Annotated in this window: 7 protein-coding genes; 6 read left to right on the top strand and 1 reads right to left on the bottom strand. The window is 70.8% G+C overall.

Translation table 11 applies throughout. The features are described 5' to 3' along the window. The first annotated feature begins 1 nt into the window (after position 1). Positions 2-1,417, top strand: a complete 1,416-nt coding sequence (locus AC067Z_RS31405; RefSeq protein ID WP_478793043.1) for an ATP-binding protein — start codon at positions 2-4, stop codon at positions 1,415-1,417. 1 nt (position 1,418) lies between these two features. Then, a complete protein-coding gene (locus AC067Z_RS31410; protein ID WP_478793044.1) occupies positions 1,419-3,002 on the top strand; it encodes a type IV secretory system conjugative DNA transfer family protein in 1,584 nt (527 codons plus the stop codon). A gap of 4 nt (positions 3,003-3,006) precedes the next feature. On the opposite strand, the gene AC067Z_RS31415 is transcribed toward AC067Z_RS31410, so the two are convergent. Further along, entirely contained in the window at positions 3,007-3,579 is a 573-nt protein-coding gene (locus tag AC067Z_RS31415; RefSeq protein ID WP_478793045.1) for a GNAT family N-acetyltransferase, read from the bottom strand. A gap of 133 nt (positions 3,580-3,712) precedes the next feature. Here AC067Z_RS31415 and AC067Z_RS31420 point away from each other — a divergent pair, with 133 nt between their 5' ends. From AC067Z_RS31420 to AC067Z_RS31435, 4 genes are all read left to right on the top strand, one after another. Beyond that, positions 3,713-4,660, top strand: coding sequence for an ATP-binding cassette domain-containing protein (locus tag AC067Z_RS31420; protein ID WP_478793046.1), 948 nt, complete (start codon positions 3,713-3,715; stop codon positions 4,658-4,660). Beyond that, on the top strand, positions 4,657-5,427 hold the full coding sequence (locus AC067Z_RS31425) for an ABC transporter permease (RefSeq protein ID WP_478793047.1): 771 nt from the start codon (positions 4,657-4,659) through the stop codon (positions 5,425-5,427). Before AC067Z_RS31420 ends, AC067Z_RS31425 begins: the two co-directional genes overlap by 4 nt. Before the next feature lie 80 nt (positions 5,428-5,507). Further along, positions 5,508-6,779, top strand: coding sequence for a sensor histidine kinase (locus AC067Z_RS31430; RefSeq protein WP_478793048.1), 1,272 nt, complete (start codon positions 5,508-5,510; stop codon positions 6,777-6,779). After that, entirely contained in the window at positions 6,776-7,456 is a 681-nt protein-coding gene (locus AC067Z_RS31435) for a response regulator (protein WP_478793049.1), read from the top strand. The genes AC067Z_RS31430 and AC067Z_RS31435 overlap by 4 nt, the downstream gene beginning before the upstream one ends. Positions 7,457-7,586: the final 130 nt, after the last annotated feature.

Consider the following 7,586-nt stretch of genomic DNA (forward strand, 5'->3'; position numbering starts at 1 on the left):
GATGCGAGATCCGCTGTCCGTCCTCACCGATGCCTTCACCTCCTTCCTGTTCGGGAAGGTGGAGACCACCCGCCTGCCCGTCCGTACGTCGACCGGGCAGGCACAGGCCGTCTACCTGCCCACCGCTGCGCCCGGCCTCGGCGACTCGGGCGTGATCATCGGCCGCGAGGTCTACAGCGGCAAGGGCTACATCTACGACCCCTTCCAGCTGTACGGCCAGCAGCTCCCCGCCCCGCACTGGCTTGTGCTCGGCGAGTCCGGCAACGGCAAGTCGGCGCTGGAGAAGACGTACGTCCTGCGCCAGTTGCGTTTCCGCGACCGTCAGGTCGTCGTGCTCGACGCCCAGGGCGAGGACGGCGTCGGCGAGTGGAACCTCATCGCGCGGGAGCTGGGAATAACTCCCATCCGGCTCGACCCGATGACCGCGCTCGACGGCGGCATCCGGCTCAACCCGCTCGACCCTGCCATCACCACCACCGGCCAGCTCGCGCTGCTGCGGACCATCATCGAGGTCGCGATGGGCCACGGCCTCGACGAGCGCGCCGGTTTCGCGCTCAAGGTGGCGCACGCATACGTCAACGAGACCATCACCGAACGCCAGCCCGTCCTCACCGACATCGTCGAGCAGCTGCGTCACCCGGAGCCCGAGTCCGCCGAGGCGATGAACGTCGACATAGACGATGTGCGCGCCTGGGGTCTGGACGTCGCGCTCGTCCTCGACCGGCTCGTCGACGGCGACCTGCGCGGCATGTTCGACGGCCCGACGACCGTCGGCATCGACCTGGACGCGCCGCTGATCGTGTTCGACCTGTCCCACATCGACCGCAACTCGATCGCGATGCCGATCCTGATGGCGATCGTCGGTGTGTGGCTGGAGCACACCTGGATCCGGCCCGACCGCAAGAAGCGCATCTTCCTGGTGGAGGAGGCGTGGCACATCATCAACAGCCCGTTCGTCGCGCAGCTCTTCCAGCGGCTGCTCAAGTTCGGCCGTCGGCTCGGTCTGTCGTTCGTCGCGGTCGTCCACCATCTGTCCGACGTGGTGGACGGAGCCGCGGCCCGGGAGGCCGCGGCCATCCTCAAGATGGCGTCCACGCGGACCATCTATGCCCAGAAGGCCGACGAGGCGCGGGCGACCGGACGTGTCCTCGGACTGCCGCGCTGGGCCGTCGAGATCATCCCGACCCTGACGCCCGGCATCGCGGTCTGGGACGTCAACGGCAATGTGCAGGTCGTCAAGCACCTGATCACCGAGGCGGAGCGACCACTCGTCTTCACCGACCGGGCGATGACGGAGTCCTCGGTGCCCGCGCTTCCGGAGCACGTCCAGGCCGCGGAGTGGGAGGCGGAGCAGCGGGCGGCGCTGATCGAGCAGCAACAGCAGGTGGACGAGTCCTCAGAGTCGACGGTGGCGTGAGATGGACTATGGGCGCCAGGGGCAGGGGCAGGGGCGCGGCGGGGAGCGGGAGCGCGAAGGCGGTGTCCCGGACGGCCTGTTGGTCGGGCTGCTCGGGTTCCTGCTCGGACTGACGGTGCTGGTGTGGACGGCGACGGGCCTGGCGGGCCTGTTCGCGCACGGCTCCTGGCCGACGGGGGTCACGTTCACCAACACCCCGTTCGCCATGCGGTCGCTGGCCTCGGCACCGCACGACCTGCCGGCCGCCTGGCAGTCCACGCCGCCCGCCGAACTCTCGGGGTACGGCCTGTTCTGGGGCCTGGCCATAGGTGAACTGATGGTGCTGGTCGTGCTGACGGTGTTCACACTCGGCACGGTGGCCCGCTGGCGGGCGGTTCGCGCAACGGCACGCGAGCACAAGCGCGCCGGCGGGCGGTCCGCGTCCGAATGGGCAGCCGCCGGCGGCACCGTGCAGGAACGTCCAGTCCAGCAGCCCGCGCCGGTGCCCACGGCCACGCCCGTTGCCGGCCCTGTTCCGCCGGCCGTCCCCGGCCCTGTTCCGCCGGCCGTTGCCGTTCCGCTCCAGGAGGCCGCTCCGGGGGCGCAGCCCATGGCCGCGGCACCCACCGCCGCCGGGGAGGCTCCCGCGCCGGTGCCGATCGTCCCGGCGCCCCGCGCCCGCACTCCCCGTGTCCTGTATGGGGATCCGGCCACCCGCCGGCCCACCGCCGTCCAGGCCCTCCTCGACGCCGAGGGCGCCGCGCTCGTCGTCACCTCCGACCCCGCCGTCTGGGCGGCGACGAAGGACGCCCGCACCAAGCTCGGGCCCGTCCTCGTCTACGACCCGGGGCACCTGTGCGACACCCCGGCCCGGGTGCACTGGTCACCCGTCACCGGCTGCGAGGACGAACGGACCGCGGCCGCCCGTGCCCTCGCACTGCTCGCCCCCGTACGCCCCCGGGCACTCGTCGATGCCGCCATGGCCGACACGGCGGAAACGCTTCTGCGCTGCTGGCTGCACGCCGCCGCCGTGGACGGCCGCCCGTTCCGCCAGGTGCACCGCTGGGCGCAGGGCTCCGGCGCCCACGAGCCCGTACGCATCCTGCGCACCCATCCCAAGGCCGCGGCCGGGCTCGCCGGACTGCTGGAGTCCGCGCTCACCGCGTATCCCGAACGCCGGGACATCGCCCAGCAGTTGACTGCGCGTGCGCTCGCCGCACTGTCGTCGGTGCACATCCGTGAGGCATGCACGCCGAACCGAACCGATTCCCTCGCCCTCGAATCATTCGTGAACGAAGCGGGCACCCTTTATGTGGTGGGTGAACCGATCGAGGATCCGCGCACCCATCCCGGCGCGATGCCGCTGCTCACAGCGCTCGCCTCCGACGTGGTCGAGCACGGCCGCCGCATGGCCGCACGGTCATCCGACGGTCGGCTCGACCCACCACTCGCCCTCGTCCTCGACGACGTGGCGGCAGTCGCACCCCTCCCCCGGCTCCCGGAGCTGCTGGCCACCGGACACGAACAGGGACTGTCGGCGCTGGTCCTGCTGCGCTCCGCCGAACAGGCCCGCGCCCGCTGGCCCGACCCGCTGCCCTCCGTCTGAACTGTCAGGCCGTGCCGGTCGGAGAACTCCGGAGGACCCGCGTGACCTCGTACTCCCGCGCCATGGGGTCACCGGCCATCGGCTCCGTGTCGGCGCTCGGCACGAACCCGACCCGGCGATAGAGCGCCTCGGCGCGCCCGTTGTCCGCGTGAAAGATCAGCCGCACCCTCTCGACGCGCGGCGTCTCCAGCGCCCACGACCACTCCAGGGCCGCGCGGAACAGCCCCTCCGCCAACCCCGTCCCGCGCGCCTCGGGCTGTACGAACACGGCCACCACATGCGTCTGTTCCACCGGAGCTGGCTTGCCGAGCCGCGGCTCCGCGCCCTTGCGCTCCACGAGCACCGACACCGTCCCGTCCCAGCGCCCGTCCGGCGCCTCGGCGACGAACTGGACCACGTCCCGGCCGGCCGCCGCCGAGGCCGTGCGCTCCTGCCAGAAGGAGTCGGGGCGGGCGGCGGCCTCCTCGTACGTGTCGAGGAAGGCGATCGGGGCCAGGGGGTCCTTCAGGGCGTCGAGCCGCAGCTCACGGGCCTTGGCCCATTCCTCGGCACGCACGGGACGGACGATGTGTTCCATGCCCCGATACTGACCCCGGCCCATACCCCTGAGCAACGGCGTTTTCGCTGTCGTACCCCGGTACTACGTCCGCCTGTCGTCGCCCGCCCTCGGTCGGACGCCCGGCCCCGGCCGGCTCCGTAGCGTCGCCGACATGACCAGCCCCCACGGCATCGAAGCCGTCGAACTCACCAAACGCTACGGCGGCAAGACCGTCGTCCAGGACCTGTCGTTCACCGTCAGGCCGGGCTCCGTCACCGGCTTCCTCGGCCCGAACGGCGCCGGAAAGTCCACCACGATGCGCATGCTCCTCGGTCTCGACGCGCCCACCCGCGGTCACTCCACCGTCGGCGGCCGCGCCTACGCCGCCCACACGGCGCCCCTCACCGAGGTGGGTGCCCTGCTGGAGGCCCGCTCGATCCACCCCGGGCGCAGCGCCCGCAACCACCTGCTCGCCCTCGCGCACACCCACGGCATCCCGCGCTCCCGCGTGGACGAGGTCATCGGGCTGACCGGCCTGACCGATGCGGCCGGACGTCGGGTCAAGGGCTTCAGCCTCGGCATGGGCCAGCGCCTCGGCATCGCCGCCGCGCTGCTCGGCGACCCGGCGACGCTCATCCTCGACGAGCCCGTGAACGGTCTCGATCCGGAGGGGGTGCTGTGGATCCGCACCCTTCTGAAGTCCCTCGCCGAGGAGGGCCGCACCGTCCTCGTCTCCTCCCATCTCATGAGCGAGATGGCGCTCACCGCCGACCACCTCGTCATCATCGGCCGCGGCCGACTGCTCGCCGACACCACCGTGGACGCGTTCGTACGGGACTTCGGGTCGGGCGCGGTGAAGGTCGTCTCCCCGCAGGCCGGGGCACTCGCCGGTCTGCTGGCCGGACCCGGCGTCGAGATCGGCTCCGGCACCTCCGGCGAACTCGACGTACGCGGCACCGACAGCGCACACATCGGCCGCATTGCCGCGGCCCACGGCATCCCCCTGTACGAACTCACCCCGGTCTCCGCCTCACTGGAGCAGGCCTTCATGGACCTGACACGGGAGTCCGTGGAGTACCGCACCCTGACCGCCGACGACCTCGCAGGAGCCGCAGCATGAGCACCTACCGGCTGACCAACGCACGTGTCCTGCGCTCCGAATGGCACAAGCTGTGGACGCTGCGCTCGACGTGGATCACGCTGCTGTCCGCGAGCACGCTGACGCTCGGCATTGGCCTGCTCATGGGCGGCACCTACGAAACGGGTGGCGGCGACGGCGACGTGGACACCGTCGTACTGACCCTCATCGGGCTCCAGTTCGCACAGATCGCCTTCGCCGTCCTCGGCATCCTCGTCACCGCGGGCGAGTACTCGACAGGCATGATCCGCGCCTCCATGGCCACGGTGCCACGCCGGCTGCCGGTCCTGTGGTCGAAGGCTGCGGTGTTCGGCGCCGTCACCTTCGCCGTCACCCTCGTCACGGCCTTCGTCACCTTCCCTGCCGCGCAGCTCTTCTTCGCCGGCACCGACCAGGAGGCGTCCCTCGGCGACCCCGGCGTCGTACGCGCCCTCGTGGGCAGCTCGGCCGGCCTGACACTGCTCGGGCTGATCGCGCTCGGGCTCGGCGCGCTGATGAGGTCGGTTCCGGGGGCGATCGGCGCGTTCATCGGCGGAGTCATGGTTCTTCCCGAGGTGATCAGCATGATCCCGTACGACTTCGTGGCGGACGCCATGGAGTACTTCCCGGCCAAGGCACTGGAGGCCCTCACTTCCGCGGAGGCCGTGCCGGGAGCGGCGTCGCCCGGCGGAGCCCTTCTGGCGCTCACGCTCTGGGCGGCGGGGACACTGGCCCTCGCCGGTGTGATGCTGAGGCGCCGGGACGTCTGATACCGGACGAGCCGGAAAGGGGACTGGAACCGGGGACTCGGACGGTCGACCACCGGGTCCAGGAGGATGTGGGGGAGCGCATGGCCCAGCAGAACGACCACCCGAAGACCGGCCCTGCACCGCAGGGCTGGTCGACGGGCGCCCAGCCGCTCACACACCGGCTGCAACGACTGACCGCGCGGATGCGCGCCTTCGACCGCCGCCGCCCCCTGATCTGGGACCTCCACCTCAGCGGCGTATGGGTGTTCGCCGCGATGACGGACGCGATGGGCGGCTGGCGGAACGTCGCCTTCAACGACGACGTGCCGGTCTGGCTCGTCGTCATGATGAGCGTCGGCTTCTCGGTCCCCCTGCTGTGGCGGCGCCGCCATCCGCTCGCCGTGCTCCTGGTGATGCTTCCGTTCTCCTTGGCCAATGCGGCGAGCGGCGCCCATCTGCAGGCGTCTTTCCTTCAAATGATCGTCGTCTTCAACATCGCGCTGCGGCTGCCACTGCGCACACTGGTGTGGTCGTTCGGCACTGTGCTCGTGCCGCTCGCCCTGGGCGCGACGCTCTACCCGGTGGGCAGTTGGGACCTGCAGTTCGTACCGATGCTCTACAGCTTCACCTTGGTCGCCCTGCTCGGTCTCGCCGTCCGCTCCCGGCAGGAGTACACGGCTTCCCTCGTGGAGCGCGCCCGGCAGCTCGAGGTCGAGCGGGACCAGCAGGCCCAGCTCGCCGCCGCCGCCGAACGGACGCGGATCGCCCGGGAGATGCACGACATCATCGGCCACAACCTGTCCGTCATCACCGGCCTCGCGGACGGCGGAGCCTATGCAGCCGCGGGCTCCCCCCAGCGTGCGGCGCAAGCGCTGGAAGCGATCGGTACCACCAGCCGCCAGGCGCTCGCCGAACTGCGCCGTCTCCTCGACGTGCTGCGCGAGGACACCCCGGGACCCGCCGAACTCACTCCTCAGCCCGCACTCACCGACCTGACCCAACTGGCGGACGGGGTAAGGGCGGCCGGTCTGCCGGTGACGCTCACAGTGCATGGCGATCCCGGCACCCAGGAGGCCGGCCGACAGCTCGCCGTCTACCGAGTGGTGCAGGAAGCCCTGACGAACACGTTGAAGCACGGAGGCGCGGGCACCACCGCCACGGTCGTGGTCACGTACGGCGAAGACGGCTCGGTGACGGTCGAGGCGGCGGACGACGGCACCGGCGGCACCGGATCCGCCGTGGCGGGCCGAGGTCTCACCGGAATGCGTGAGCGAACGGCCATGTACGGCGGCACACTTGAGGCCGGTCCCCGGCTCCGGCCTCCCGGAGGCTGGCGCGTCCACCTGCAACTCCCGAAGGAAGCCACACCGTGACGACCGTGCTCATCGCCGACGACCAGCCCATGCAACGCTTCGGCTTCCGGATGCTCCTGGAGAGCCAGGACGACATGACGGTCGTGGGCGAGGCGGGCAACGGCTCCGAGGCCGTACGGATGACGGCCGAACTCGCCCCGGACGTGGTGCTCATGGACATCCGCATGCCAGGACTCGACGGCATCGAGGCCACACGAAGGATCGCCGCCGCGGGTGACCGCACCCGCGTCCTGATCGTGACGACGTTCGACCTCGACGAATACGCCTACAACGGCCTGCGCGCCGGAGCGAGCGGATTCCTCATCAAGGACGCGCTCCCCGAAGAGCTGCTCTCCGGCATCCGCGCCGTGGCGTCCGGCGACGCCGTGGTGGCCCCGAGCCTCACGCGCCGACTCCTCGACACCTACGTGCAGCACCTACCGGAGAACGGCCCTGCCGGCACCGCCCCCACCGGTCCTGCGATGGACGCACGCCTGGCCAGGCTGACGGAAAGGGAACGGGAGATCCTCACGGTCATTGGCCAGGGCTGGACGAACACGGAGATCGCGAGCCGGCTGCATCTCGCCGAATCGACTGTGAAGACCCATGTGAGCCGGATCCTCGCGAAGACGGGAGCAAGGGACCGGGTCCAGGCGGTGATCCTGGCGTACGAGACCCGTCTGGTGAACGCGTCCTGAGCAACGCCACGTGATGCGATGCGAAAATGGCCGGGAACGCAGAAAAGCCCCGGAACGGTGTTCCGGGGCTTTCCCACAATGATTGTTCGGCGGCGTCCTACTCTCCCACAGGGTCCCCCCTGCAGTACCA

The organism is Streptomyces sp. NPDC043812 (assembly GCF_056436245.1).

What these genes read in the sequence shown, in the direction of transcription:
- AC067Z_RS31415 (WP_478793045.1), bottom strand. Translation starts at nt 3,579, where the DNA reads ATGGAACACATCGTCCGTCCCGTGCGTGCCGAGGAATGGGCCAAGGCC.
- AC067Z_RS31405 (WP_478793043.1), top strand. Translation starts at nt 2, where the DNA reads ATGCGAGATCCGCTGTCCGTCCTCACCGATGCCTTCACCTCCTTCCTG.
- AC067Z_RS31420 (WP_478793046.1), top strand. Translation starts at nt 3,713, where the DNA reads ATGACCAGCCCCCACGGCATCGAAGCCGTCGAACTCACCAAACGCTAC.
- AC067Z_RS31425 (WP_478793047.1), top strand. Translation starts at nt 4,657, where the DNA reads ATGAGCACCTACCGGCTGACCAACGCACGTGTCCTGCGCTCCGAATGG.
- AC067Z_RS31430 (WP_478793048.1), top strand. Translation starts at nt 5,508, where the DNA reads ATGGCCCAGCAGAACGACCACCCGAAGACCGGCCCTGCACCGCAGGGC.
- AC067Z_RS31410 (WP_478793044.1), top strand. Translation starts at nt 1,419, where the DNA reads ATGGACTATGGGCGCCAGGGGCAGGGGCAGGGGCGCGGCGGGGAGCGG.